Annotated in this window: 17 protein-coding genes and 1 tRNA gene; 10 read left to right on the forward strand and 8 right to left on the reverse strand. The window is 64.5% G+C overall.

Features of this window, described 5'->3' with window-relative positions; genetic code table 11:
- The first annotated feature begins 548 nt into the window (after positions 1 to 548).
- On the forward strand, positions 549 to 1,040 hold the full coding sequence (locus tag XpruCFBP8353_RS21915) for a hypothetical protein (protein WP_243391191.1): 492 nt from the start codon (positions 549 to 551) through the stop codon (positions 1,038 to 1,040).
- 260 nt (positions 1,041 to 1,300) lie between these two features.
- On the opposite strand, the gene XpruCFBP8353_RS21920 is transcribed toward XpruCFBP8353_RS21915, so the two are convergent.
- Together XpruCFBP8353_RS21920 and XpruCFBP8353_RS21925 are read right to left on the reverse strand one after the other, a co-directional pair.
- Entirely contained in the window at positions 1,301 to 3,109 is a 1,809-nt protein-coding gene (locus XpruCFBP8353_RS21920) for a transmembrane repetitive protein (protein WP_101365109.1), read from the reverse strand.
- 13 nt (positions 3,110 to 3,122) lie between these two features.
- Positions 3,123 to 3,722, reverse strand: a complete 600-nt coding sequence (locus XpruCFBP8353_RS21925; RefSeq protein ID WP_011408965.1) for an NfuA family Fe-S biogenesis protein — start codon at positions 3,720 to 3,722, stop codon at positions 3,123 to 3,125.
- A gap of 88 nt (positions 3,723 to 3,810) precedes the next feature.
- On the opposite strand from XpruCFBP8353_RS21925, the gene XpruCFBP8353_RS21930 reads away from it, so the two are divergent.
- The 4 genes from XpruCFBP8353_RS21930 (at position 3,811) to XpruCFBP8353_RS21945 (ending at position 7,813) form a co-directional block, all read left to right on the forward strand.
- The gene (locus XpruCFBP8353_RS21930; RefSeq protein ID WP_101365110.1) at positions 3,811 to 4,167 is read left to right on the forward strand and encodes a 4a-hydroxytetrahydrobiopterin dehydratase; all 357 of its coding nucleotides are present in this window, start codon (positions 3,811 to 3,813) and stop codon (positions 4,165 to 4,167) included.
- Entirely contained in the window at positions 4,164 to 4,586 is a 423-nt protein-coding gene (locus XpruCFBP8353_RS21935; RefSeq protein WP_101365111.1) for an energy transducer TonB, read from the forward strand. The genes XpruCFBP8353_RS21930 and XpruCFBP8353_RS21935 overlap by 4 nt, the downstream gene beginning before the upstream one ends.
- 273 nt (positions 4,587 to 4,859) lie before the next feature.
- Positions 4,860 to 5,678, forward strand: coding sequence for a zinc transporter ZupT (gene zupT / locus XpruCFBP8353_RS21940; RefSeq protein ID WP_101365112.1), 819 nt, complete (start codon positions 4,860 to 4,862; stop codon positions 5,676 to 5,678).
- Positions 5,679 to 5,992: 314 nt separating this feature from the next.
- Positions 5,993 to 7,813 carry a DUF3300 domain-containing protein gene (locus XpruCFBP8353_RS21945; RefSeq protein WP_207759703.1) on the forward strand — a complete coding sequence of 607 codons (1,821 nt, stop codon included), beginning with the start codon at positions 5,993 to 5,995 and terminating at the stop codon, positions 7,811 to 7,813.
- 32 nt (positions 7,814 to 7,845) lie between these two features.
- Here XpruCFBP8353_RS21945 and XpruCFBP8353_RS21950 read toward each other — a convergent pair whose 3' ends face one another.
- A complete protein-coding gene (locus XpruCFBP8353_RS21950) occupies positions 7,846 to 8,832 on the reverse strand; it encodes an RluA family pseudouridine synthase (protein WP_101365114.1) in 987 nt (328 codons plus the stop codon).
- Between the two features lie 402 nt (positions 8,833 to 9,234).
- On the opposite strand from XpruCFBP8353_RS21950, the gene XpruCFBP8353_RS21955 reads away from it, so the two are divergent.
- Positions 9,235 to 12,933: an Rne/Rng family ribonuclease gene (locus XpruCFBP8353_RS21955; RefSeq protein WP_207759702.1), complete on the forward strand. Its 3,699-nt coding sequence runs from the start codon at positions 9,235 to 9,237 to the stop codon at positions 12,931 to 12,933.
- A gap of 539 nt (positions 12,934 to 13,472) precedes the next feature.
- Here XpruCFBP8353_RS21955 and XpruCFBP8353_RS21960 read toward each other — a convergent pair.
- From XpruCFBP8353_RS21960 to XpruCFBP8353_RS21970, 3 genes are all read right to left on the reverse strand, one after another.
- Positions 13,473 to 14,120, reverse strand: a complete 648-nt coding sequence (locus XpruCFBP8353_RS21960) for a response regulator (RefSeq protein WP_003489223.1) — start codon at positions 14,118 to 14,120, stop codon at positions 13,473 to 13,475.
- A 222-nt stretch (positions 14,121 to 14,342) separates the two neighbouring features.
- Positions 14,343 to 15,104: a sulfurtransferase gene (locus XpruCFBP8353_RS21965; protein WP_101365116.1), complete on the reverse strand. Its 762-nt coding sequence runs from the start codon at positions 15,102 to 15,104 to the stop codon at positions 14,343 to 14,345.
- A gap of 99 nt (positions 15,105 to 15,203) precedes the next feature.
- Positions 15,204 to 15,569, reverse strand: a complete 366-nt coding sequence (locus XpruCFBP8353_RS21970; RefSeq protein ID WP_101365121.1) for a DUF6164 family protein — start codon at positions 15,567 to 15,569, stop codon at positions 15,204 to 15,206.
- Positions 15,570 to 15,627: 58 nt separating this feature from the next.
- Here XpruCFBP8353_RS21970 and XpruCFBP8353_RS21975 point away from each other — a divergent pair, with 58 nt between their 5' ends.
- Both XpruCFBP8353_RS21975 and XpruCFBP8353_RS21980 read left to right on the forward strand, forming a co-directional pair.
- On the forward strand, positions 15,628 to 16,059 hold the full coding sequence (locus tag XpruCFBP8353_RS21975) for an FKBP-type peptidyl-prolyl cis-trans isomerase (protein ID WP_101365120.1): 432 nt from the start codon (positions 15,628 to 15,630) through the stop codon (positions 16,057 to 16,059).
- An 11-nt stretch (positions 16,060 to 16,070) separates the two neighbouring features.
- Positions 16,071 to 17,333 (forward strand): TIGR03862 family flavoprotein, encoded by a 1,263-nt coding sequence (locus XpruCFBP8353_RS21980; RefSeq protein ID WP_101365117.1) that lies wholly within the window; start codon positions 16,071 to 16,073, stop codon positions 17,331 to 17,333.
- On the opposite strand, the gene XpruCFBP8353_RS21985 is transcribed toward XpruCFBP8353_RS21980, so the two are convergent.
- Positions 17,317 to 18,609 carry a nucleotide sugar dehydrogenase gene (locus XpruCFBP8353_RS21985; RefSeq protein ID WP_101365118.1) on the reverse strand — a complete coding sequence of 431 codons (1,293 nt, stop codon included), beginning with the start codon at positions 18,607 to 18,609 and terminating at the stop codon, positions 17,317 to 17,319. The genes XpruCFBP8353_RS21980 and XpruCFBP8353_RS21985 overlap by 17 nt on opposite strands.
- A 140-nt stretch (positions 18,610 to 18,749) precedes the next feature.
- Between XpruCFBP8353_RS21985 and XpruCFBP8353_RS21990 the strand changes: the two genes are divergently transcribed.
- Positions 18,750 to 18,833: transfer RNA gene (locus XpruCFBP8353_RS21990), tRNA-Leu, on the forward strand.
- Between the two features lie 260 nt (positions 18,834 to 19,093).
- On the forward strand, positions 19,094 to 19,747 hold the full coding sequence (locus XpruCFBP8353_RS21995; RefSeq protein ID WP_243391190.1) for a 4'-phosphopantetheinyl transferase family protein: 654 nt from the start codon (positions 19,094 to 19,096) through the stop codon (positions 19,745 to 19,747).
- Positions 19,748 to 19,961: 214 nt separating this feature from the next.
- Here the strand turns inward: XpruCFBP8353_RS21995 and XpruCFBP8353_RS22000 are convergent.
- Positions 19,962 to 25,383 (reverse strand): non-ribosomal peptide synthetase (locus XpruCFBP8353_RS22000; protein WP_157935134.1); only part of this gene is annotated, 5,422 nt, incomplete at its 5' end.

A 25,383-nucleotide genomic window follows, 5' to 3' on the forward strand; every position in this document is an offset into this window, starting at 1 on the left:
AGTGTCTACGGAACCCTGGGCGTATCACTCCATCTTGTTGATGGAGGCGAGGGCACAGCAATCGCGGCAGCGGATGCTGCCGCCGGCTTGGTGAAAGGGCTAGAGGACGAACCTGTGCTTTCTATAGAGCGCACACACGCTGCGATCAACGCCGCCGCGAAGCGATAGAAGCTCGCTAATGAAGATCACCATTGAGTGCGTGGGAAACGCATTGGGAGTGCTGCGTAGGAGCATCCAAGAGTGCGCTGTCCACATACAACTCAACACCGGGGCGGTTTTTCCGTCGTTCCATCAAAGCTGGGGCGACTTGTCCGGGGTTCCGCGAAATGTGGGGCGCGTTTCCGCGGCGAATGGGGTGTATGTCTGCGGGAACGGGGGCATTTCCTCCGCGGCAATCAGCAGCCATCGCAAATGGCCCAGGGCGGCCCTTCCGGCGACGCCTCATTGATTTCGCATAATGTATATTATGTCAGGCGCTATTGCGCTGGTTGGGTTCGTTTGCTGCTGCTGTCAGCGTTCCTAATTGATGTCCTCATTATTCCTAGATAGTGCCCCCCGTTGAAATTTCGGGATATCGCCTCCGGCTGGATGCAGGTGCGCTTCCGGCGCTGGAGTATCTGCTGCTGCACGAAGCGACCCACATTGTCGACAACACACTGCAGATCACCGCCGACGGTGGTCCTTTCCGCGAGATATGGACTGATTACCGCAGCTTGGCCGCTTCGCTTGATCGTGGCCCGGTGGCTCACTCTGTCTACCGGCGCGCACCAGCTCAGCCCTTGTCACAGGCACCAGCGCTTTACCGGGCTCTGGCCGAATCGCCATTCGTGTCGTTGTACTCCACCACGTTGGCAAGCGAAGATTTTGCCGAGCTCATCGCCTGGCGTGAGCTCTCGCAGCGTCTGGATGTCGGATTGACGATCTGGACACGCGACAGCTCTGGCAATGTCGTTGCGCGGTTCGACCCACTCAGCTCGACATCGGTTCAGGCGCGCATGGCCAAGGCAAACGACGTCCTCCAACAGGTGGAGCAGCCTTAACGCTATGACGCATCTGCTGTAACGCATCCGATGCGGCAGTGCGGTTGTTGTCATGCCGGCTCCGCCGCCCTTGCAACGATGCATGGCGCTAAGGGTGAGTAGACCACCAGTGCCTGCTTACGACGTTGCGCGTTCACTCGTAGCCGAATGCGGCTTGGCCGCACGTCGTGAATTGGCGATGCATCTGCTGACGTCTTAACGCCCCATGCTGTGCCCTGCTCCATCGGGCCGACGTCGGCGCACATCACCACGCAGCACGCTCACTCGCCGCGACCGCGCAGCGCACCCTTGTCTTCCTGCAACTCCCGCTTGAACGGCACGTCCGGCGGTGGGCGCGCGGTTGCCGGTTGATCGTTGAGATTGGGGTCGCTCAGGCCGCAGCCGCCGCCGAATTGCAGCAGCGACACGACGCAGCTGATCTTGGTCGTCGTTCCCGGAATCGGAATCTCGATCTTCTTCAGGCCGCGACGCACCCATTCCTGCAGCAGCGTCTGGTTCGGCATCCAATACTTGTCCAGCGACGTCGGCGTGTAGTCGTAGGGCGGACGTTTGAGCCAGGTGCCGCCTTGAGCGATCTGGTCGCGGGTCCAGGTGTCGGTCTCGCTACCCGGGGGGCCGCGGTCCCCCGCGCTCTTGCCGGCATCACCGGTGCCGGTAGCGACATGGACGCTGCCATCGACATTGAACATGCCGTTGCGCTGTCCGTTGGCAGCTGTCGTGTCCCCTTGCCGATTGCGGTCGGATTTGCTCCAGTCGTCATTGGCGGCCACGTCCCAGCCGCCGCTGCGATCGGCAGGCTTCGGGCCGGCATGATTGCTGGCTGCTGGCTTGGTCGCCGCCGATGCCGCGGCTGCCGCGTTGCTGGAACGCTCGGCCTGAGCAGAACTGGCCAGCGACGGTGCAGCTTGTGCGGCGGGTTGGACGGATTGCTCGGCAGCGGCCGTCGGCGTCGGGTTGGAAGTTGCAGACTCTGCAGGCACCGCCGGTGCTACCGCGACAGGCGCAGGCGCCGGATCCGGCACGCTCGGCAGCTCTGCGCGACGCACTGCGACGTCGGGCATGCGCACCGTTGGTGAGATCTCGCGTGGGCGCACAGCAGGCACGGTGATTTGCGGTCGCTCGGGGATGACGATGTCGCGCTCGCGCACTGTTGGCGCAGCGGCAGAGCGCACCGCCACCGCTGTGGCCGGGCGTTGCAATTCACGCACCTGCGCACGCTCGGTCACCGTCTGGATGTCGCGTTGACGCACCTCGATCTGCGGCGCAGCCCGTTCGATCGCACGCGGCGTCAACGTGATCGTTGGCGGCGGTACGACAAAGTCGTTGGTAGCGACTGGCGTCTCGGTCACCTGCAGCGGCGATTCGACTGTCACCGGCGGCACCTGCACCGTCACTTGCGGAACATCCGCGGTGACGGGTTCGCTGGCAGCTTCCACCGGTTCTGGCGCGCTTTCCTGCGCCTGCGCCGTGTTGGGTGTTTCGACCGGATCGGCAACTGGTTGCGCTGGCGTGGGCGACTGCACTGGTTCGTCTGCCGCCGCCGATGCACCCGCTTGCGCGGAGGATGGCGCCGCAGCTGCAACAGCCTGTGACGATGCTGCGGCCGCAGGTTGCCCTTCCCCGCCCCCCTGCTCCGCCGCACCATCGCCGATGAAGGTCATGCGTACCCGCGACGCATCGCCAGGCTTGCTGTCATCCGGCGCCCAACGCACGGTGACCACCCAGATGAGCAGTGCAACAAAACCCAGGTGTATCAGGAAACTGCCGAACACCGCCAACCAATGTTGCCGACGCTGATCCTTTGGACGTGGGTCCCAGTGCTGCCACCACAGGCTGCGAAATGCCTGGAACGGCGACAGGATTCCGGCGCCGGCCAGGCCGCGCTGCGCTGGCGGCGTGCGCGCCAGCAGCACATCCATCACCTGGTCGTCGTTGAATGGCGCAGCCGCGTGCTTGAGGTTGCCCATCCAGATGCCCCAGCCATACGGCAGGCCGGTACGTCGATCCAGAACGAGCTTGCCGGGCATGCGCGCGCGCAGTGCCTGCAGCAGATCGGCAGCCGTTGTCACCGGTGGTGCGGAATCAGGCCGCGCTGTCGCGCGGAATGTAGGGGGCGTCGCCGGTGGCGTGGTCGGTCGCGTCGCGCACCGCAATCACGCCGGGCACGCGCCCCATCAGGGTCTTTTCAATGCCTTGCTTCAAGGTCACGTCGGCCATGCCGCAGCCGTGGCAACCGCCCCCGAAGCGCAGCAGCACCACGCCATCGGCCGAGACTTCCTGCACCGCCACGCGCCCGCCGTGCGATGCCAGCTGCGGGTTGATTTCGTTTTCCACCACCCAGCGCACGCGCTCGACCATCGAGGCCGACTCTGCCGGCGCTTCGCCCTTGATCTTGGGCGCCTTGATGGTGAGCTGCTGGTTGCCGGTGGACTGGGTGACGTAGTCGATCTCGGCGCCGTCCATCCATGGCACGCTGGCAGCGACGACATATAAGGTGAAGCCGTCGCAGTCGATCGCCCATTCGTCACCGCTCAGGTCTGCCGGTTCGGCGAACTCGAGGCGGGCATCGGCGCGTGGGGTGCCCGCATCCACCGCGCTCAGGCGCACGCCCATGCCGGGCACGCCCTCACGTTCGATGAGCTTGCGGAAATAGGTCTGGGCTTTGTCGGATATCTGGATCATGCGAGTTATTCTACCGCTCAAAGCGCCCTCGCTCATGGAACACCGTGATCCTGGTGGGTGCGCCGTCCGCCACCACTGCGAGGCCGTCATGACCGATCTGATTCCCCTGGAGCAGGCGCATTGCCTCCCGCGCAAAGGCAGCGACCACAAGCTGGGCGAAGCGCGCCTGGCTGAATTGCTGCCGCAGGTACCCGGCTGGGAACTGGCCGAGGCCGGGATGGCGCTCACGCGCACGTTCCGTTTCGCCGACTATTACCGCACCCTGGCCTTTGTGAATGCGCTGGCCTGGATCGCCCACCACGAAGACCACCACCCAGACCTGGGCGTGCATTACGACCGCGTCGTGGTGCGCTATTCCACCCATGACGTGGGCGGGCTGAGCGAGAACGACTTCATCTGCGCGGCCAAGACCGCACAACTCTACGATCAGGGAATCACCGCATGAACATGTACCGCGCCGCGCTTGCCGGCCTCATCGTCGTCACCGGCCTCAGCGGCTGCGGCAAATCGCAACAACAGGCAGCCGCGCCCACCGTCGCGCCCACCGAGCTGGCTGCATTGAAGACGCCCCCGCCGGAATACTCACCGCAGTTGGCTTGCGCCGGTGTCGGCGGCACGACCGTACTGCGGGTTGTGGTCGGCACCCAAGGCACGCCCACCGATGTCTCGGTGGCGCAGAGCAGCGGCCAACCCGTGCTCGACGAAGCCGCTCAGAAGCGCGTGCGCGAGTGGCAGTTCAAGGCTGCCACCCGCAACGGCCAGGCCGTGCCGCAAACCATCCAGGTGCCGGTCTCATTCAAGCCGCCGGTGCCGCGTCCGAACGAATGTTTCGCCATCGAAGAACGTGCACGCCGCGGCGGCTGAAGATGGCGTAGGTCGATGACATCTTCTGTCTGTCTGCAGGGTGCAAGCGCACAGACAGCAGCGCACGCGCAACAGCGCCTTGTCCGTCTTTGCTTGACGTTCGCGCCGGCGTAAAGCTGGCGCAGGTGCGCTGATTTTTCGTATTCAGCACCACGCGTTCGTCATCCAGGCACGGCCATCCTGCGTTCGCGGAGGGTCGTGCGCATCGTGTGCAGCTGCAATCGCCACGCTCCCCGCCGGAGAGTTCTCTATTCCACGAGGTCGTTGCGTCACATGCTTGAAGTGTCATCACACAATGTCTGGATCGCGCTCGCGGTCACGCTGGCTGCCGGACTGGCGACCGGACTCGGCAGCCTCATGGTGGTGTTCGCCAAAAAGCCCAATCCGCGGCTGCTGGCATTCGGGCTGGCCTTCGCTGGTGGCGCGATGGTGTACGTGTCGCTGACGGAGATCCTCAACAAGTCGATCGCCGCGTTTTCCCATGCGTACAACGACAAACTCGGTTTCACCTTCGGCACGCTGACCTTCCTCGGCGGCGTGCTGTTGATCATGCTGATCGACCGACTGGTGCCCAATCCGCACCAGAGTTTGTCCAGCGACGATCCGCAGTTTCGCGACGACAACCGAGCCTATATCCGCCGGGTTGGTCTGATGACCGCCATCGCGATCACCGCGCACAACTTTCCCGAGGGGTTGGCGACTTTCTTCGCCACGCTGGAGAGTCCGGCGGTGGGCATGCCGCTGGCATTTGCGATCGCCATCCACAACATTCCCGAAGGCATCGCGATCGCGGTGCCGGTGTATTTCGCTACACGCAACAAGTTCTACGCGGTCGGCGCCAGCCTGCTCAGCGGATTGGCCGAACCGATCGGTGCAGGCATCGGCTATCTGGCGTTATCCAGCGTGCTATCGGATGCGGTCTTCGGCACCGTGTTCGGGCTGATTTCCGGGGTCATGGTGTTTCTGGCACTGGACGAGTTGCTGCCGGCGGCCAAGCGCTACGCACAGGGGCACGAAACCGTGTATGGCTTGGTGTCGGGCATGGGGACGCTGGCGATCAGTCTGATCTTGTTCCGCTTCGCAACGCCTTGAAGCCCGCCTTGTTGAAGCGCGCCTTGCGCTGGTATCTCCAATCGTGAGGCCCTGACAGCCAAGCCCACCACAGCAACGACCGACACCGCCGCTCAGGCGTTGCTGTGGCTGTCTTGCGAATGGCGAGCCGATGCGCATCACTGCCCGCAAGCATCCACTCGTCCTAGTCGGGCACGTTCTTGGCATGCGGCTTCCCGCACGTCTGCTGAACACCGTTGCGCCTGGTCGACTGGACAGCAGGTTTAGAAAGGTTCCAGACATTCAAACCGGCGCATGGTACGCGCGTCATCAACGCGCACACAGCGAGGTGCCGTATGCAACGCACATGGTCTCAAGGGCGCCTTGCCTTGGCGCTGTCGATCGCATCCACCGGCATGATTGCACTGGGTGGGTGCCAACGCGCTGACGCGCCGGCACCGGCCGCCACCGAGCCTCCGCCTCCTCCCAGTGCGGTCGCAACGCCGGCTTACACCCCGCCCACGGCGGATCAGCTGTACCAACTGGTTGCGCCGATTGCCCTGTTTCCGGACAAGTTGTTGGCGCAGACACTGGCCGCCTCGGTGTATCCCGATCAAGTGGTCACCGCGCAGGAGTGGCTGCGCAGCAACAGCGGCTTGAGCGCCGCCGATCGCGCGCAAGCCACGGTGTCGCAATCCTGGGACCCGAGCATCAAGGCCCTGAGCGCGTTTCCCGATGTGGTGGCCCAGTTGGCCGGTAACCTCGATTGGACACGTGCGCTCGGCGATGCCTATGCCCACGACCCCAACGATGTGCTCAATGCGGTGCAGATCATGCGGCAACGCGCCCAGGCCAGCGGCCACCTGCGCAGTACGCCGCAACAGCAGGTACAGGTCGCACGCCATGTCGTGGTGACGCCCATTCTGGATGAGGGACGCATCCCGCCGCCCTCGCAGGTGATCACCATCGAACCGGCGCAACGGGACGTGGTGTATGTCCCGCGCTACGACCCCGGCGTGGTCTACGGCACGCCGGTCGATGTCTATCGCGAGTATCGCTACCGCCCGGTCCGCTGGTACGACGAAGGCGACGTCGTCACCACCGGCCTGGTGTCCTTCGGCGTCGGCGTGCTGGTGGGCGGCGCACTTGAACATCATCACGGCTGGTTTGGCTGGGCCGAGCCTGCACCTGTCTGGCACAGCTGGGGCTGGAATAGCTGGGGTCTGAACTGGAATGCGCCGCCGGCCGCACCGCATTACGTGGTCTACCAGAACCATGTCTATGCGCCGCGTACCACCATCATCAACAACCGCAATACCTATATCGATTCACGCGCGTATGTGAATCAGGATCAGCGTCATTGGTCCAATTCGACATCCGCGCCAGCACCCGTTGCAGGCCTTGCCCCGGCAAGCTTCCACGCAGCGCAGGCGGCCGCTCTACCGGCAGCGATGGCCAGCGCACAAGGGCTCAGGGGGGCGGGCGGAGCTGGTGCGACAGCGCCCTCGCCCGCCCAGCTTCATCGTCCGCCCGACTATGCGCATCTGGCCGCGCCGCATTTCAATGCGCAGATGCTGCAGCCGGGTCGTCCAGTCGCGCTGAACGCTTCGTCACTGTCGCCGCATGCTGCGCTCCGGACAACCGCGGCCAACGCGATGCAGCCATTGACCGCAGGGATGCGTTCGCCGCGCGGGCAAGCGCCGGCATTCGCTTCGGCTGTACCGCCGACACGGGCAAATGACATGCAGGCCGCACAGCAGCGCATGGCGCAGCTGCACGCAGATTCGCGGGCAGCGCAGGAGCAGGCAGCTGCAGCCAACCGCGCACATGCGAGCATGCCGCCGCGCGATGTAGTTGCCGACCGCGACACCCGTGACAGGCAGTTCCGGGCGCAAGCCCAACCTGCGCAGTGGAAGCCGCCCGTGCAAGAGCAGCGACAGCTGCCGCCCCGTGCGCAAATTGCGTCAGCGGCCTTGCCGCGTGTCGAACATGCGCAGCCGTCGCAGCCGCGCAATGAACCGCGCCAGGTCGTGAAGGCCGAGCCGCAGCAACACATGCAGCGGATGGCCTCCTTCACACCGCCGCGTGCCGCGCCAGCCCGTTCGGCCGATACGCACCAGCAGCGCCCGCATCCGTCAGCGCAGCCGCAACATCACGACCACCGCCACACCAGCTGAGACAGCACGCTGACGCAGCCACGATGGCTGCGTCAGCGGCCGAGCTGATCCAGCGCTTCGGCCAGTTCAGGCGCCAGCGGCGCACTCAACACGTACGGCGTCTTGCCGGCATCCAGGGCGAACTCCAGCGACGCGGCATGCAAGAACAGCCGCTTCAGACCAAGCTGGTCACGTAGGCGCTTGTTCACGTCTGCCTCGCCGTATTTATCGTCCCCGGCCACCGGGTGCCCCAGGTGCTGGGCGTGCACGCGGATCTGGTGGGTACGACCGGTTTCGATACGCACTTCGCAATACGAATGCCCACCGCGCCGTTCCAGCAACTTGAAATGGCTCAGCGATGGCTTGCCGATCGCATTCACCTGCACATGCCGCTCCCCCCCCTGGCGCAGGCCGATATGCAGTGGCGCGTCTACCGTCATCACACCATCGGGCATACGACCGACCAGCAGGGTCAGATAGCGCTTGGTGATGCCTCGCCCTTCGACACGGTCGTCTTCACGCATCAAGGCCTGCAGCTCGGTCAGCGCCGAGCGCTTCTTGGCCACGATCAATAGGCCGGATGTATCGCGATCGAGCCGATGCACCAGTTCCAGGCTCTGGTTCGGCCGCAGCGCCCGCAGCGTTTCGATGGCACCGAAGCTGATCCCGCTGCCGCCATGGCTGGCGACCCCGGACGGCTTGTTCAGAGCGAGCAGGCGCGCATCCTCGAACACGATCGACGCTTCCAGCCGCGCCATGAACGACGACGGCGGAGCGGCTTTGTCGCCCTCCTCGTTGACGCGTACCGGCGGAATCCGCACTTCCTCGCCGCCTTCGAGCTTGCGCTCGGCCTTGGCACGCCCGCCGTTCACCCGCACCTGACCGCTGCGGACCAGCTTGTAGATCAGGCTGCGCGGCGCACCCTTGAGCTGACCGAGCAAGAAATTATCCAGCCGCTGCCCAGCACGGTCTTCCGGAACTTTGAGAATGCGCACACCGACACGGTCGGTCGGCGGCTTGGGGGGCTGGGGGTCGGTCATCCGGCTCTTTATTCTGTTACACTCGGCGAGCGAGATAAGGGTTTGATTTTGTTGGAAGTTGATTGGCCAGAAGCCTGACTTCCGATGATTCCGGCACAGTGCGCGACCACCGCCCCCGGGGCGGCCATGTTAGCGGCTCACCGGCCTACCCGGCCATCGCCGGCGGTTTTTGACCGTTGCGCTGAACATGTCCCGTGCGCTGCCCCGGTCCGTCCGGACGCGGCTGCCGGCCCTGAAACACCTATAAAACTTAAAAACAAGCGCTCCCGCGGCCTGCCGTGGTGTTGCAGCGCTGGAAACTCTGGTCAGGCCTGTCCGCGCGTTGCGCGAAGGGCCGACAAGCTGTTCCAGAGGCGAAACGTCACGGCGTTCCGCGCGGTAGAGCGCGTGAGGAACGCAACAATGAAGCGAATGCTGATCAACGCAACGCAGGCCGAAGAGCTGCGCGTGGCGATTGTGGACGGCCAGACCCTGTACGACATCGATATCGAACAGCCGTCCAAGGAACAAAAGAAGTCCAACATTTATAAGGGCCGTATCACCCGGCTCGAGCCCTCTCTGGAAGCGGCGTTCGTGGACTATGGCGCCGAGCGTCATGGCTTCCTGCCGCTGAAGGAAATTTCCCGCGATTATTTCCAGGCTGGCGTCGACCACAACAAGTCGACCATTCGCGAGCTGCTGCGCGAAGGCCAGGAAATTGTGGTGCAGGTCGACAAGGAAGAACGCGGCAACAAGGGCGCTGCCCTGACCACGTTCATCTCGCTGGCTGGCCGCTACATGGTGCTGATGCCCAATTCGCCGAGCGCCGGTGGCGTTTCGCGCCGGATCGAAGGCGAAGACCGCGCCGCGCTGAAGGAAGCGCTGGACAAGCTCGATATCCCCGACGACATGGGCGTGATCATCCGCACCGCCGGTGTGGGCCGTGATGCCGAAGAGCTGCAGTGGGATCTGGACTATCTGCTGCAGACCTGGAAGGCGATTGCCGAGGCTGCGCTGAGCAAGCCGGCCGCGTTCCTGATCTACCAAGAATCGCGCCTGATCATCCGCGCCCTGCGCGACTACCTGCGCGCCGACGTCGGCGAGATCCTGGTCGATACGCCGGAGCTGTATGCCGACGCCCAGGAATTCATGCAGCAGGTGATGCCGCAGAGCCTGCGCAAACTCAAGCACTACACCGACGACATTCCGCTGTTCAACCGCTTCCAGATCGAATCGCAGATCGAAGGCGCCTATGAACGCAATGTGCGGCTGCCATCGGGCGGCTCGATCGTGGTCGACCAGACCGAAGCGCTGACCGCTGTCGATGTGAACTCCTCCCGCGCCACCAAGGGCAGCGACATCGAAGAAACCGCGTTCCAGACCAATCTGGAAGCGGCCGAAGAAGTCGCACGCCAGCTGCGCCTGCGCGACCTCGGCGGCCTGGTGGTCATCGACTTCATCGACATGGCCTCGTCCAAGCACCAGCGCGAAGTCGAAAACAAGCTGCAGAACGCGCTCAAGTACGACCGCGCCCGCGTGCAGTTGGGCCGCATTTCGCGTTTCGGCTTGATGGAAATGAGCCGTCAGCGTCTGCGTCCGAGCCTGGGCGAATCCAGCCAGATCGTCTGCCCGCGTTGCGATGGCCATGGCCGCATGCGCAGCGTCGAGTCGCTGTCGCTGTCGATCATCCGCGTGGCCGAAGAGCACGCCATGAAGGAAAACACCGGGCAGGTGCTGGTCCAGGCCCCGGTGGAGATCGCCAACTATCTGCTCAACGAAAAGCGCAGTGCGCTGCGTGAGATCGAGCAGCGCCACGAGTCGCCGATCATCATCGTCGCCGACGAGCAACTGCACACCCCGCACTACGAAGTCACGCGCCTGCGCGAGAACGAGCTGGGCGAAGACAGCGGCAAGCCCAGCTACCAGCGCGGCACCCCGCGCAAGCTGCCTGTGCATGCGCTGACCAAGGCGCAATTGAACATCCCGGCGCCTCCGGCAGTGACTTCGATCAAGCCGAGCCAGCCGGCGCCGGTGCGTGAAGAGGCTCCTGCCCCGGTGGCGCCTGTCGCCGCTCCGGCACCGGTGGTGACCGTGCCGATTCCGGCACCGGTCACCGGCGTGGTTGGCTGGTTGAAGCGCATCTTTGGCGGCGTCGAGCCGGTCGCTCCTGCTCCCGAGTCGACTCCGCGCCCGCGTCAGAACGATGCCGGCCGCAATAACCGGAACGAACGCGGCGAGCGTGGCGGTCAACGTCGCGATGGTCGCGATGCCCGTAACGGCGGCAATGGTGGCAACCAGCAGCGCGGCAATGGCGGCAGTGGCAACAGCGCCAACAAGGAACGCCGTGACGAGCGCCGCCAGCCGGCCAGCGGCCAGGGCGCGCAGAACGGTGCACAGGCGCAGCAACAGGTGCAGGTGCCCAAGCCGCCGCGCAATGAAGCACAGGCACCGAAGCAACAGCAGCCGCAGCAGTCTCAGCAGCAGAAGCCCAAGCCGCAGAACCAGACGCCGCGCCCACCGCGTGCACCTGCACAGCAGGACGGCGCGCCAGCCGAGCGTCAGCCGCGTCCGGCACGGCAGGATGCAGGCACTGCAGCAGCGCAGACGGTCACCTCGGATGCCGCAACAGCGGCGACGTCGAGCGTGGTGGCTGCCATTGCCGATGCGGCTGCACCTACCACTGCGCAGATCAACGCGAACGAAGCAGCGCAGGCGCATCCGGTTGACGTCACGGTGAGCGAGTCCACCGCTGATCGCGGTGCCGACGCAGGTGCGGCTGCACCGGCCCAGGATGCCGCGGGCGACGATGCAGCCAATGGCGAGGGCGGAAGCCGTCGCCGCCGCGGTCGTCGTGGTGGCCGTCGCCGTCGTCGTGGCGCTGGTGCCAACGGCGAAGGCGGCACCAGCGTCGATGGCCTGGAAGGCGACGATCTGGACGGCGATACCGACAACGATCTCGATGGCGACAGCGAAGGTGACGACGCTGGTACCCAGGCGCATGCTGCGGCCGCGCCACGTGCAGGCCAACCGGAGTTTGACTTCGACGATGACGCACCGGCACCCGCCGTGCGCGCCAAGCCCGAAGCCACTGTGCAGGCAGCTGCCAAACCGCGCCCGGTTCCCAAGGAGCGTGCGGAGCCGCACGTCGGTAACGACACGTCCTCAACCACTGCGCCGGTTTCCAACACCGTGCCGGCATCGCAGCCGCCAGCAGCAACACCCGTTGCGACGGCTGAGGCAGCCCACGAGCGCCCTGCGACGCCGACCGTGGCCGCAGATGCACTTGCCAAGCCCGCGCCCGCTGCCATCGCGTCGACGGCCGTCAATGCTGATGTTGCGGCAGCGCAAGCAGTGGAACAGCGCTCGGCTCCGGTCGCGCAGCAAGCCCCCGCGGCTCCGGTACCCGTTGCTGCGTCGGCACCCGTGGCATCCACGCCGGCCCCGCCTGTGGTTCCGGTCGCCGAGACGGCATCGACGGTACCGGTCGCCGCTGCGTCGGCTCCGGCACCAACTGTCGCAGCGCCTGTGACAAACGAGGCTACGGCAAGCACCCAGCACCAGCGGTTGCCTTCGGGATCGGCAACCGCTGCATCTGACGCCGACAGGTCTGCGGCACCGACGGCCGACCAGCAGCAGCGCGCTGCCTCGGCGGACGTTGCAACGCCTGCGGTGCAAGCGGCAACGGCACAGAAGGCTCCTGCAACGCCTGCTGCCGATCTATCGGCACCTGTAGTAACAGCGACGCCGGCTTCGCAGGCCCCAGTGGTCACGGTGGCCTCGCCGCACGCCGAGCCGTCTGCTCCGCAGGCGCCATCGGCCGAGGGAGCAGCGACTGCTGCATCGACCGTCGTGCAGACCAGCCCGAGTGCCGACGCTACGCACGTGCGGAAGCTGTATGCCCCGGTGCAGACAACCATGCTCGATGCGTTGAGCCCGAACGATGCTGCGACGTCAGCGACCTCGGCCAGCGAGCGTCCGGCGCCACCTGCAACAGCGCAGGAGTTGGAGGCAGACAAGCCCAAGCCGACGGTGGTTGTGTCCGAAGTAACGCCTGTTGCCCCATCGATCGAGACCGACAAGGCGCAGGATGATGACAACAACAAGCCGCGTGGCGATCACTGATGCGTAGGTGATCGACCAGGCTGGCGTGTGAAGTCACACGCCATGTCAGCATCAAATACAGCGGCCTTCGGGCCGCTGTGTTTTTATGTACCGCCTGCAAACGACTGCACGGCAGAGGCGTTTATCGAGATCCAAGCAAGGTTTCCACGCACCACGTTGGACCGGATGCCAGTGACATTTCGCCGACCCAGCGCATCAGCTGCTGCAAGCTGATAGACAGGCTGCTGGCGTGGACCGCTCGTCTGGGGTGGCTGCAATAAATCTCTGCAGAGCCGGAAATTCAGCGACGGCAGAACCTGCGGCTGCATCCGACCATTGCTGCGGGAGCGCTGTTTGCAGGCAGTGCGTCGTCATGCTGACGGCCGAGGCCGCACACTGCCTTCATTCAGCCCGGCATGCGCACAGGAAAGGCTGGTCCTGACGCATCCACGTGCGTTGGTTCAATCCAACTGACACCGCTGAAGGACCGATGCGCGCCATGGAGTTCAACCTGACCTCGCCGCGCGACGCAGACGCTTGGCCACATTCAAGGCAACAGCTCACAGCACCCTGGAGGGATCGGTCAGACCGTACTGGTTGGCCAGCCGTGCCAGCGCGATGTTGTCCTGGATGCCGACCTTTTCGAACAAGCGTGCCTTGTGCGTATTGATGGTCTTGGCGCTGAGGTTCAGGCGCTTGGCGATGTCTTCCTGGCGCAGGCCTTGGGTCAGCAACAAGGCCACTTCCAGCTCACGCGGGGACAATGCATCGAACGGTGAGCCGCCACCTTCCAGATTGGATAGCGCCAGGTTCTGCGCGATCGTGTTGCCGAGATAACGCCGTCCCAGCGCGACTTCACGTACCGCGCGCAGCAGCTCGTGCGCGTCGCCGCCCTTGCCCACATAGCCAGACGCACCTGCTTCGAGCAGACGCTTGGGCAGCGGCCCGTCTTCGAGCACGGAAACAATGATGACGCGGGTACCGTAATCGCCCTTGACGATGCGCTCGGTGATTTCCAGGCCGCTGACGCCAGGCAAATGCAGATCGCACAGCACGATGTCCGGCTTGAGTTGACGAATCTGTGGCAACGCGGCTTCGCCGCTTTCTGCCTCGCCCACTACATCGACGTCCACTTCCTTGGACAGAATCATCTTCATGCCTGTACGCACGAGTGCATGATCGTCGATCAGAAAAACTCTGATGGTCATCCTTGTTGTCCTCGCTAGCGGCTGGCTGGTGCAGCCTATCTCCGTGAATAATTCAGGGCAAGCTCGATGCGACGTATTACATTGAAGTTAGAGCATCAGACACGTCACGAGAGCATGCGTGACATGCGTGTAGCGCGATGTCGCAGTCCGCAATGCTGCGCCGTGCACTGATGATGCAGGCGCTCGCACGCCCGATGCATCGGACAAGCCAGTCGCGCCCGGTCAGATTTTCCCTGTCTCGACGGGACGTTCGGCGTCTACCAAGGGCTTCAATTCGGGATCCAGCGCAACGCGTTCATCGAAGACGAAGCAGCGGCCGTCGTAGCCTTCGCCACCGACCTCTTCGAAATAGCCCAGAATTCCGCCCTCCAGCTGCAGCACGTTGTCCATACCATCGGCCTGCATCCATAGCGCGGCCTTTTCGCAGCGAATGCCGCCGGTGCAGAAGCTGACCACCGTGGCGTCGGCCAGTGCGGCACGATGCGGTTCAAGGGCGCCAGGCAACTCGGTGAATTTGTCGATGGGCAGGGTCAACGCCCCCTGGAACGTGCCGTACGCCACTTCCTGCGCGTTACGCGTGTCCAACAGCACCAACGGGCGGCCGCGATCGTCCTGCCCGTTACGCAACCACTCGCGCAGCACGGCAGGCGTCACCGAAGGCGCACGCCCTTGCAGCGGCGATGCATCGTCGCGTCGGAAGCTGATGATTTCCGGCTTGACCTTGACCTTGAGCCTTGCGAACGGCCGATGCGCACTCTCGCTGTACTTGATCCGCATCTGCGCAAAACGCGCATCGGCCTGCAGCCAGGCGTAGAACGCGCCAATCTGCTCGGCATCGCCTGCCAGGAACAGGTTGATGCCCTCTTCGGCAATCAGCACCGACCCGTTCAGCGCATGCTGTTCGGCCTGCGCAAGCACGTGTGCAGCAAGTGTCTGCGGATCCTGGATGGTGACGAACTGGTAGGCGGCGGTATTGGTCATCATTGCGACATTTTAAAGCCGCAGGCAGCCGCTAGCGAGCGCTGTGAATGGACGTGCGACCCGGTGCAACAGCACCCCCACATCCGAATTCAAGCCATGCCCTCAGCCGCGCAAGAGCAAAAACGGCAGCAACACCAGCGAGGCGACCACCAGCATGCCGATCAGCGTGACGAGCACCAATAGCGGCCGCCTGCGCAGCAAGGCGCCAAACGTCTCCGCAGTGCCGGCTGCAAGCTCCTCCTGACGCTGGGCGCGCGCAATTGCGCCGCGTTGCGCCTGGTAGGCATCCATCGCGGCCTTGGCGCGCGGATAGTCGGCATCGTCACTGAGCCAGATGCCGCCTGCAGAAATCCCCCAATTGCTTGGGCGCGTTTCATAGATCTGCACGCCCTGCTCGCGCATCAGCGCACGCACCTCGTCGGCTTCGTCGTCGGGAACATTGCGCAGATTGAGCAGCAGCTTGGCCATGGCGCGATGATAACGGGAGCCAGGTGCGATAATGGCGCCTTTCTTCATGGACCCTGCCATGCGCCTTCTGTTGACGCTCTGTGCCGCCCTGTTGCTCGCAAGCTGCGCGCCCGCCCTGCCGCCCTCCGGTGGCACCATCGCCAGCTTCGAGCGGATCGACCGCACGGTGGGCACCGGCGCAGAAGCCACACCAGGGGCGATGGTCACCGTGCACTACACCGGCTGGCTATACGACGAAAAAGCCGCCGACAAACATGGCAAGCAGTTCGACAGCTCGCTGGATCGCGCCGAGCCGTTTCAGTTTGTGCTGGGCGGCCACCAAGTCATCCGCGGCTGGGACGATGGCGTTGCCGGCATGCGGGTCGGCGGCAAGCGCACCTTGATGATTCCCCCCGATTACGGTTACGGCGATAACGGCGCAGGCGGTGTGATTCCGCCCGGCGCATCGCTGGTATTCGATGTGGAATTGCTGGGCGTGCAGCCGCGCTGAGTGCCAGAACGATGACGGATCTAAGCAGGCGGCGGCTGGCCGTGATCGGCGGCGGGCCGGCCGGCTTGATGGCGGCGGAAGCGGCGTGCGCGGCAGGCTTGGCAGTGGATCTGTACGAGGCCAAGGGCTCGGTGGGACGAAAGTTCCTGATCGCCGGCAAAGGCGGTTTGAACCTCACCCATTCCGATCCGATGCCGCTGTTTGCGCAACGCTATCGCGAGCGCCAGCAGCCGGTTGCAGCGTGGTTGCAAGACTTCGACGCAGAGGCGCTGCGCGACTGGGCACGCGGGCTGGGAGTTGACACCTACGTCGGCAGCTCCGGCCGGGTCTTTCCGATGGACCGCAGGGCAGCACCCTTGCTGCGTGGCTGGGTACGTCGGCTCAAGGAACAGGGCGTCGTGTTTCATGTGCAACACCGTTGGCTGGGCTGGAACGAGAACGGCGCACTACGTTTCGACACACCCACCGGCGCGGTCGAGCGCAACGCAGATGCCGTCGTGTTGGCGCTGGGTGGCGGCAGCTGGCCGCAGCTCGGTTCCGATGGGCAGTGGCAAGCAGCGTTGCAACAACACGGCATCGCGGTTGCGCCCTTGGTGCCAGCCAACTGCGGCTTCGATATCGCCTGGAGCGCGCATTTCGTGCAGCGTCATGCAGGTGCTCCGCTCAAGCCGGTCGTTGCCCACTGGCAAGATCGTCATGGTGTGCAGCACACATTGCAGGGCGAATGCGTGGCCACAGCGGACGGCATCGAGGGCAGCCTGATCTATGCCATGGCCGCGGACCTGCGTGAGCAGGTCGAGGCGCAGGGTATCGCCGAGCTCGTGCTGGATCTGATTCCCGGCCGGTCGCTCGATCGCGTGCGTACAGAACTGGATCAGCCACGCAAGGGGCGCAGTTTCAGCGAGCATTTGCGTCGCCAGGCCGGCATCGATGGCGTCAAGGCCGCCCTCCTCTACGAACATCTCGGCAAGCAGGCGGGCGACGATGTTGCGTTGGTCGCACGCACGCTCAAGCAGTTGCCGCTGCGCTTGTTGCGGACGCGCCCGCTCGCCGAAGCGATCAGTTCGGCAGGCGGCGTACGGCTGGAAGCGCTGGACGATCAGCTGATGGCACTCGCGCAACCTGGCGTGTTTTGTGCTGGCGAAATGCTCGATTGGGAAGCGCCGACCGGCGGCTACCTGCTCACCGCCTGTTTCGCCAGCGGCTTACGCGCCGCGCGGGGCGCGATACAGTGGCTCGATCAGCACGACAGGCGCGCTACAGGCGATCGCTGACGGCCGCACGCGGCCAAACGGATTTGACGTCGTAGACCACCGCACCTGGTTTGCCGAGCGCGGCGATGCGCGCGACGTCGTAGTCGCGATACTGCGCATGCGCCACCGCCAGCACCACGGCATCGTAGGCACCGTCTTCTGGCGTCTCGCATAGCTGCACACCGCTGTGCTGCAGCGCCTCCGCCGGGTCTGCCCACGGGTCGCAGGTGTCCACGCGCATACCCGTGGCCTGCAGCAGCTGCACCAATTCCAGGGCGCGGCTGTTGCGCAGATCCGGACAGTTCTCCTTGAAGGTAGCGCCCAGCACCAGCACCCTTGCCTGCGCGAGCGCGACGCCCCGCATGGCCAGCATGCCGCACACGCGCTCGGCGACATGTCGGCCGACGCGATTGTTGACCTGCCGCGCGGTGTGGATCAGGTCCGGGTGATAGCCCACGCTTTCGGATTTGTGCATCAGGTAATACGGGTCCACTCCGATGCAATGCCCGCCGACCAGGCCAGGACGAAACGGCAGGAAGTTCCATTTGGTTCCTGCGGCTTCGAGTACATCGAGCGTGTCGATTCCCAGCTTGTCGAAGATCAACGCCAGTTCGTTGACCAGCGCGATATTGACGTCACGCTGGATGTTCTCGACCACCTTTGCCGCTTCGGCCACGCGCATCGACGGGACGCGCCAGGTGCCAGCGGTAAGAATGCTGGCGTACAGTGCGTCGACCGCATCAGCGGCGTTGGGCGTCGAGCCGGAAGTGATCTTGCGGATATCGCGCAGACGCCGCTGGCGATCACCGGGATTGACGCGCTCGGGGCTGTAGCCGCAAAAGAAATCGTGGTTGAACCTAAGTCCGGACGCTGCTTCGAGCAAGGGCACGCAGACTTCTTCGGTGGTTCCCGGGTAGACGGTGGATTCGTAGATCACCAGATCGCCTGGCTTGAGTGCAGCGGCGATCAAGGCCGTGGCGCTGCGCAACGGCTCCAGATCCGGCTGCTCGAAGCTGTCGATCGGCGTCGGCACTGTCACGATGAAAATGCTGCACGTGGCCAGATCGGTCGCGTCTGCGGTGTAGCGCACCTGCGTTGCCGCAGCCAACTCGGTCTCGTCCAATTCCAGCGTGGCATCGTGGCCATCGCGCAATTGCGCAACGCGCTGCGTATCGATGTCGAAGCCCAGGGTGTCGCGCTGCTCCCCGAAGGCAACCGCCAACGGCAGGCCGACATAGCCTAAGCCGATGACGGCGATGCGCCCTTGTGGCGGTACGAGAAGCCTGTTGCCGGACATGCGGTTCCTTGGGGTGGTACGCCGCCGGTGGCGGCGCGCTATGCGGCGGCAGCATAACGCAGGCCGAAGCAAGCCAGGCAGTGCAGGCAGTCCGCCACAAAGATTCACAATCGCCGCGCAATCAGGCACGCTATCGCAATGCCCGGGTGGCGAAATTGGTAGACGCAAGGGACTTAAAATCCCTCAGCTGTGAGGCTATGCGGGTTCGACCCCCGCCCCGGGCACAAATTAAGCCGCGACTGAGAACGCACGATCAACGTGGCGACGCAAAGACAGTGGTGATGACGACAGCCAGATCGACCAAGTGCAGGGCGTTGCCCACGCTGCAGGCGCTGGCCGAAATGCATCGCAAGCGTCAGCAGCTGCCGTGCTACTAGAGCGAAGAGCGCCCGAATGCGCCGCCCACGGCGCTGTGCCTGGCCTGCGCGCGCACTGGCAATCTGCCCTGCCGTGTCTGGCAGGCGAACATCTGGTTGCTCAGGTGATGGACTTTGCCAGCGATCAGTTTTCACCTGATGCGTTCGCGCGGTGCGCAATCGCCTGCCCGCCTGCGATCGTTCGCAGCGTTCGCAAGCGCCAAGCCGAATACTTTTTCGGCAGACTCGCCGCGCGCCACGCGTTGTATCAGCAAGGCCTGGTCACTCACCCTGACACTGTGCAGATCGCAACCGGCGACGCACGCGAGCCGGTGTGGCCGACAACTGTGGCAGGCAGCATCAGCCATAGTCACCGGCTGGCCATTTCCGCCGTCGCGCCTGCCGATCGGTGGCGTGGCATCGGCATCGATCTGGAACACCTGGCAAGCCCCGATGCCCAAGCGGCGTTGCGGGCCACGGTGGTAAACGCCTCGGAGCTGGCTTTGCTGAAGACGCTGCACGATGCCGGCGACTTGGCGCTGGATGCATTGCTGACGCTGGTTTTTTCGGCGAAGGAAAGCCTGTTCAAAGCGAGTTTTGCAGCTGTCGGACGCTACTTCGACTTCTCGGCGGCGCAGGTCACAGGTGTGGACGTGGCCGCCGGCTATCTCCAGCTCAGGCTTTGCGAATCGCTCTGCCCGTCGCTGCCGGCGGGTCATCTGTGCCCTGTCGGCTTCGCTTGGGTCGATCCGCAAACGGTCGTCACCTACCGCGTCTGGTGACTGCGTCTAGGCAGGAACACCGATCTTGCAGGCAAAGCGCCCCACGGTTGCCTTCCCCCGCGGGCGCCTGCATGGCGCGGCCTGTCCACGCGATAACGCTGTTCCGCCAGCCTCCAGAATGTGCTGGCGAGCACCGCGCTTGCCCAACCCTGCGCGTGGCGCGCTCCACGCAACAGGGCAGTCACATTGCCATCGGGGTTCGCTGCGAGGCGCGCTAGGCGGAGGACTCCATGCGCCGTTCGTCGGACCCGTTTGAACGAACCGATTGACTCCACCAGCGCGCAAGCTGATGCACATGCGGAGCGCGCAACATGCTGAAGTGATCGCCGCTCGCATGCCAGATGCGCAATTCGCTTGCCAGCGCCCGCCATCCTGCAGCCTGCTTCTCGTGCTGGATACGGTTGTCCGCCGCATCCAGCAACGGATGGTCGGCCAGCACCAGGCGCAGGCTGCCCGGGTAGCGGTAAGCAGGGCGGTAGACCGTGCGCAGTGCGGTCCCAAAGACCTGCACCACGCCATGGATGGCATCGGGCGGCGCGCGATGCGGTAACAGTCCCACACGCACCATGCCTGCCCGAACCAGCTCCAATTGCTGCGCGTGGTCCAGCGTCGGGAACAGGAGGGGATCAATCCCCAGACGCGTCCCTCTGGAGAGCTGCAGCGACTCGATCAGGCGTTCAAGCACGGCGGTGGCGGTGTAAGGCTTGCCAACTGCACCATCACCGCCAGGCGCTTCGGCGTCGAGCAGCGTCAGCGATGCGACGGTGCGCCCATGTGCAGCTAGCTGGCGGGCCAGATCGAAGGCCACCCAGCCGCCAAACGAATGACCGAGCAGATGGATCGGATGGCCGGGAAGCTCCTTGAGCATCCATGCAACATAGGCCGTTGCGGCGGACTCGACAGTGCCGTGCGGGAGCTGGTCACGCTGCAATCCGCGTGGCTGCAGACCGTAGACCGACCAGGCATCGCCCAGTGCAGCGGCAAGATCGACGAATCCGGCAACGTTGTCCGCCGCTCCCGGCACGCACACCACCACTGGCTGCTGCAGGGCTCCGGTCTGGATACGGGTCAAGGGCATGTGGAGTTGCGGACCGCGAGGCAGCGATTGCTGACGGGCTTCCAGCTGCTGGCTGATCGCCGCACCCAACGCAGCGACATGCGGCGTTTGCAGCATCGTGTGGTGATCCCCTGGCACGGTGATGCAGGTCAGCATGTCTGCGCCAAGCAACGCTTGCCATGCCAGCGCTGCATCGCTGGCCGACCGGGGTGCCAGGGCCTGCGCCGCAGCGAACAGATGGACCGGCATATGGATGGCCATCGGCAGGTAGTGTCGCTGTGCATAGCCGTGTGCGAACTCGCGCGCCAGCGATTGCAGCAGGCTGGCGTCGTCCTGGTCGGCCCACGCGGACGGCAACCAGCCGCGCGAGCGGCACAGTCTGATCAATGCCGTGTCTTCCCACTGGCCAACCTGCGCCGCGAGTGCCTGCAGGTTGGCCTGGGCAGAGGCACGTTGCTCATCATCCGGCAGCGCGGCCACGCAGTGCTGCAGCAGGAGGCGCTGCGGCGCGTGCGCAGGATCGATGTAGGCCGGACCGAGATCGAGTTGCGAGGGATGATAGGTATCGATCAAACCAACGAACTCGACCAGCTCATCCACAGCGAGCAATTGGGTGGCAATCTCGTACGCCAACAGCCCGCCGAATGACCAGCCGGCAACCCGGTAAGGTCCGTGCGGCTGCACCGCGCGCAGATGACGTAACAGACGCGCCGCAAGTTCCTGCACGGTACGTGGCTGGGGCGCGCCCAACGCAACAGCGGACAGCCCATAGACCGGCACATCCGGAGCAATGTGCTCGCCCAGGGGCGCAAAATACAGATCCAGACCGCTGAAGTCATGTACCAAAAACAGCGGGCGCTTGTCGCCGCCCATCCGCACGGTGACCACGCCCGGTGGCGTTGAGGTCTCCCGCCACCGCTCGATCGCTGTCGCCATCGCCGCCAGACTGGTATGCGCACTCAGCACAGATAACGGCACCGTCGTCCCTGCCCGCTTCAGCAGGCCATTGAGGCGTACCAGCAGCAGCGAATGACCGCCCAGTGCGAGGAAATCGTCGTGCCGCCCGATGCGATCGATGCGAAGTAACTGCGACCACAGCGTATGGAGCAATGTTTCCAGCTCGCCTTGTGGCGGCGTGTCGTCGTGGCCAGCATGATCATTGCGTGCCGGCAGCGGCAAGGCATGCCGATCCAGCTTGCCGTTGGCGGTCAGTGGCAATTGCTCCATCTGTACATACGCAGACGGCAGCATGTAATCCGGTACGCGGGTCAACAGATGCATGCGTAACGCCTGTGCATCGTGAGCGACGTCCGCTGCCACGTCTGCCTGGTAGTAAGCCACCAGCTGTTTCGACCCCCGCACATCTTCACGCTGCACAACCGCCGCAATCGCAACCGCCGGATGCGTTTGGAGCGCGGACGCGATTTCTCCCAATTCAACACGGAAACCGCGCACTTTGACCTGCCCATCGGTGCGGCCCAGGTATTCGAGCACACCGTCCGCCCGCCAGCGCACCAGATCGCCACTGCGATACAGGCGCGCATCCGCCTTGCCGCTGAAGCGGTCGGCAATAAACCGCTCGGCGGTCAGCGTCGGTTGATGCAGGTATCCCAGCGCCACACCATCGCCGCCGATGTACAACTCGCCCGCCACGCCGATCGGCAGCGGCGTGCCATGCGCATCCAGCACATAGACACGGGTATTGCCGATGGGACGGCCAATCGGAATGGGGCCGGAGACTTCGGTGATGCAGTGGATGGTTGCGAAGGTCGTGGTCTCGGTCGGCCCGTATCCGTTGAGCAACCTCTGCGGCGCCCCTTCGGCCAATACCCGCGCTACCACTGCCGGGTCGAGGACGTCACCGCCCACGATCAGATAACGCAGCTGCGCAATGGCCGGCAGCAACACGGCTGCGTGGTGATGGAACAGCCCGGCCGTCAGCCACAGCACGTTGACGGCCTGGTTCTGCAAACACTCCCGCAGCCGGTCTGGCGACAGCACGATGTCCTGCGCAATCACCACTACGCAGCCGCCGGTGAGTAGCGGCGCCCACACTTCCAGGGTACTGGCGTCGAAGGCCGGATTGGCAGCGAAGGCCACCCGATCGCCGGGCTGGAACTTGGCATAGCCGTTGTTGCACACCAGCCGATTGATGCCCCGATGCGCGATCCGCACGCCTTTAGGAACACCGGTCGAGCCGGAGGTGTACATCACATAGGCGTCCGATGCGCTGGACTGGGACAACTGCGGATCGTGCGTGGGCGATGCGCTCAAGTCGAGCAGATCCATGTCCAATCGTGCAGCACCATCGGGAAGCGGCTGGTCGCTACGACTGACGACCCAGCGCGCTGCGCTTTCATCGAGAATCTGCTGCAAACGTTGGTCTGGCGACTGCACATCCAGCGGCAGATACGCTGCGGCACATTTGTTGATGGCCAATTGCGCGACCACCAACTCCAGCGAACGTGGAAGGCGAATGCCCACGTACTGGCCCGCCCCTACTCCCAGGCCGATCAGGTAATGCGCAAGCTGATTGGCCTTGCGGTTGAGCGCTGCATAACTGCACCGATGCGCTCCATCGATCACGGCTGGCGCCTCCGGCGTCAGTGCCGCCTGCTGCTCGAACAGCGCATGCACGGTCTGTGCATGTGGATAGTCGCGATCGGTGGCGTTGAAGGTGTCCAGCAGCTGTCCGAGTTCGTCGGCAGGCAGCACGCACAGCTGACCGACCGGCAGGTCCGAGCACTGCTCGAGCGCATCGACCAACTGCGCAAGTGCGCGTTGCATGAAAGCACACATGCGTTCGGCACCGATGTCCGCACGGGTTTGCACGCTCAGCGCGAATTGGTCTCCAAGATCATCCACGTTCAGCAGCAGCGGATAATTGGTGCGCTCGCTGCTGCCAAGTGCATGCACGCCATGCCAGGCAGCGGATGTCGCCGCGTCTGCCGGCAGCGGCGGACTATGCCGATAATTGAGCAATGCGTTGAACAGCGGCGTCGAAGCGGGAATGCTGCTGCAGCGCTGCGCCAATGCCAGCGATGCATGTTCGTGTGCCATCAGCGCCGTCAAGGCATCGTGCGTGCGCCGCGCGGCGGCCGCGGCAGGCGCATCGAGCCTGACCCGGATCGGCAGGCTATTGATGAACATGCCCAAGGCGCGATCGGCAGCGGGGCCGCCCTGCATGCGCCCGAGCAAGACGCTGCCGAAGACGACATCATCGCGACCCACGCCCGATCCCAGCACCATCGCCCAGGCCAGGTGATGGAGGCTTGCGACGCTCAGATGCAGATCTCGCGCCTGCCGGCGAAGCCGACTGGCGAGCATGGGATCGAGCAGTACGTCGGACTGCTGCAGGGGTTGCAGATGGCCGGGCGTATCTTCTGTGTCGAAAGCCAGCGTTGGCGTATCGATGTCTCCCAGGCATTGCCTGAAGAAGGTTTCGTGCTCCTCCTGGGTCTTGCCCCGCAGCGCCTGGGTCACATACGTACGATAGGGCGTGGGCGTTGGCAGGCCGGCGTCACCGACTGCGGACAGGTGCTGCATTTCCTCGCGAATCACCGCCAGTGCGGTGTGATCCAGCACGATGTGATGGAACAGCATCAACGCCACCAGCCTGCCATTGTGTGGATCCTGCGCGTAATGCAATTGCAGCAAGGGTGCGTGGGTGAGAGCGATACGGTACTGGCATGGATCGAATCGCGCCTGCAGTTGCTCCAGCACATCTCCATCGTCCGGGTTCAACTGCACCGGATCGCAAACTACACGTGCCTGTCGCCAGACGATCTGCACCGGCGCAGCCAAGTCCTCCCAGGCCACACTGGTACGCAGGATGTCGTGTCGATCGACCACGCGCTGCAGGAGTGCGACGAACGCGTCCAGGCACGGTTTGTCGTCGAAGGCCAACTGTGCCTGCAGCAGATAGGGGTCGCCCTGGCGCGCCATCAGATGGTGATACAACACCCCCTCCTGCAGCGGCGCCAGTGGATAGATGTCCTGCACGTTTGCCGCCCCACCCGGCACTGTGGCCACGATGCGGTCGATCGTGGCCTGCGACAACTCCACCAGTGTCAGCAGCTCCGGGGTAATGCGTGCGCAGCCGGCCGGTATCAGGTTCGGCGGCACCTCCAGTTCCTGGCTGCGGCCAAGCGCTGCGGCCGTTGCCGCCAAGGTGGGCTGTCCCAGCAGTGCCCGCACATCCATGCCAAGACCCTGCTGGCGCAGCCGCTCCACCAGCGTCACCGCCAGCAGGGAGTGCCCGCCGAGCTGGAAGAAATTATCGTGGCGCCCGACCCGCTCCACCCCCAGCACCGCCTGCCAGATTTCGGCCAGTTGCTGCTCCAGCGCATTGGCAGGCGGCACATACGTCTGCAGGTTGCGTTGCGCGGCATCGGGTGCAGGCAATGCGTGCCGATCCAGCTTGCCGTTGGCCGTCAGCGGCCACGCGTCCACTGGCACAAAAGCCTCGGGCACCAGGTACTCCGGCAAGTGCACGCGCAAATGCCGCTGCAATTGGTCCGCTGTCGGCGCCTCGGCGGTGGCGATCACATACCCCACCAGCCGCCGCTCGCCCGCCACG

Origin of the sequence: Xanthomonas prunicola (assembly GCF_002846205.1) — a bacterium.
Lineage (GTDB): Bacteria > Pseudomonadota > Gammaproteobacteria > Xanthomonadales > Xanthomonadaceae > Xanthomonas > Xanthomonas prunicola.

Excerpts from the sequence above, each read along its gene's own strand:
- XpruCFBP8353_RS21925 (WP_011408965.1), bottom strand. The coding sequence starts at position 3,722 with ATGATCCAGATATCCGACAAAGCCCAGACCTATTTCCGCAAGCTCATC.
- XpruCFBP8353_RS21930 (WP_101365110.1), top strand. The coding sequence starts at position 3,811 with ATGACCGATCTGATTCCCCTGGAGCAGGCGCATTGCCTCCCGCGCAAA.
- XpruCFBP8353_RS21935 (WP_101365111.1), top strand. The coding sequence starts at position 4,164 with ATGAACATGTACCGCGCCGCGCTTGCCGGCCTCATCGTCGTCACCGGC.
- zupT (WP_101365112.1), top strand. The coding sequence starts at position 4,860 with ATGCTTGAAGTGTCATCACACAATGTCTGGATCGCGCTCGCGGTCACG.
- XpruCFBP8353_RS21945 (WP_207759703.1), top strand. The coding sequence starts at position 5,993 with ATGCAACGCACATGGTCTCAAGGGCGCCTTGCCTTGGCGCTGTCGATC.
- XpruCFBP8353_RS21950 (WP_101365114.1), bottom strand. The coding sequence starts at position 8,832 with ATGACCGACCCCCAGCCCCCCAAGCCGCCGACCGACCGTGTCGGTGTG.
- XpruCFBP8353_RS21955 (WP_207759702.1), top strand. The coding sequence starts at position 9,235 with ATGAAGCGAATGCTGATCAACGCAACGCAGGCCGAAGAGCTGCGCGTG.
- XpruCFBP8353_RS21960 (WP_003489223.1), bottom strand. The coding sequence starts at position 14,120 with ATGACCATCAGAGTTTTTCTGATCGACGATCATGCACTCGTGCGTACA.
- XpruCFBP8353_RS21965 (WP_101365116.1), bottom strand. The coding sequence starts at position 15,104 with ATGATGACCAATACCGCCGCCTACCAGTTCGTCACCATCCAGGATCCG.
- XpruCFBP8353_RS21970 (WP_101365121.1), bottom strand. The coding sequence starts at position 15,569 with ATGGCCAAGCTGCTGCTCAATCTGCGCAATGTTCCCGACGACGAAGCC.
- XpruCFBP8353_RS21975 (WP_101365120.1), top strand. The coding sequence starts at position 15,628 with ATGCGCCTTCTGTTGACGCTCTGTGCCGCCCTGTTGCTCGCAAGCTGC.
- XpruCFBP8353_RS21980 (WP_101365117.1), top strand. The coding sequence starts at position 16,071 with ATGACGGATCTAAGCAGGCGGCGGCTGGCCGTGATCGGCGGCGGGCCG.
- XpruCFBP8353_RS21985 (WP_101365118.1), bottom strand. The coding sequence starts at position 18,609 with ATGTCCGGCAACAGGCTTCTCGTACCGCCACAAGGGCGCATCGCCGTC.
- XpruCFBP8353_RS21995 (WP_243391190.1), top strand. The coding sequence starts at position 19,094 with ATGGACTTTGCCAGCGATCAGTTTTCACCTGATGCGTTCGCGCGGTGC.